We start from the raw sequence: 854 nt of genomic DNA, 5'->3' as shown, positions 1-854 counted from the left end.
GGTAAGCGGGATCGAACCGCTGACCTCTTGCATGCCATGCAAGCGCTCTCCCAGCTGAGCTATACCCCCGTCAAGTTATTGAGGTTTCCCTGCAATTGTCGAGCCTTGAATTATAGCCCGAAAAATTGGCCTATTTCAAATCCTCAAACAAGCTTGAGCCGGGAGACCACATCTTCGCGCTTCATGAGCTCCAGAATCGCGTCGAGGGACGGGGTTTGCGGCGTGCCCATGACCAGCACGCGTACGGGCATTGCCAGCTGCGGCATCTTCAGGCCGGTGTCGGCCAGCACCTGTTTGATGGCGGCCGAGATCGCGGCCTTGCTCCACTCGCAGGCCACCAGGGAACTGCTCAGTTTTGCAATGGCCGGGCGCACTGCCTCCGTGACGTGCGTGCTGATGTCCTCAGCACTGGGCTTGCCCCCGGTCACCAGCAGTTGCAGCCAGCCGGCCAGCTCTACGAGTGTGCTGCAGCGGTCTTTAAAAAGCCCGCAACCGCGCGTCACCCATACCGGGTCCACGCCGGTAATGCCCTGGGCAGCCAGGAAGGGCTGCACCAGCGTTGCCAGTGTGTCATCAGGAGTGGCCTTCAGGTGTTGGGCATTGACCCAGCGCAGCTTGGCTTCGTCGAACTGCGCGGCGCTCTTGCCCAGGTGATCAAGGTTGAACCATTCAATGAATTGCTCGCGGCTGAAGATTTCGTCGTCGCCGTGGCTCCAGCCCAGGCGCGCCAGGTAATTGACCATGGCGTCGGGCAAATAACCTTCGGCGGCGTACTGCGTCACCGGCTTGGCGCCGTTGCGCTTGCTGAGTTTTTCGCCCTGCTCGTTGAGCACGGTCGGCAGGTGGGCGTACAC

The 854-nt window shown here is 60.9% G+C and carries 1 protein-coding gene; it reads right to left on the bottom strand.

Annotated elements, in window-relative coordinates:
- Positions 1 to 143: 143 nt before the first annotated feature.
- Positions 144 to 854, bottom strand: a 711-nt coding sequence (locus tag AC1DWI_RS24850) for a glutamate--tRNA ligase (protein WP_477726136.1), incomplete at its 5' end; no start/stop codon positions are given.

The sequence above is a fragment of the Polaromonas sp. P3_C2 genome (assembly GCF_056402675.1).
The sequence above is the reverse complement of the archived record's forward strand: the minus strand, read 5'-3'. Positions and strand labels throughout refer to the sequence as shown.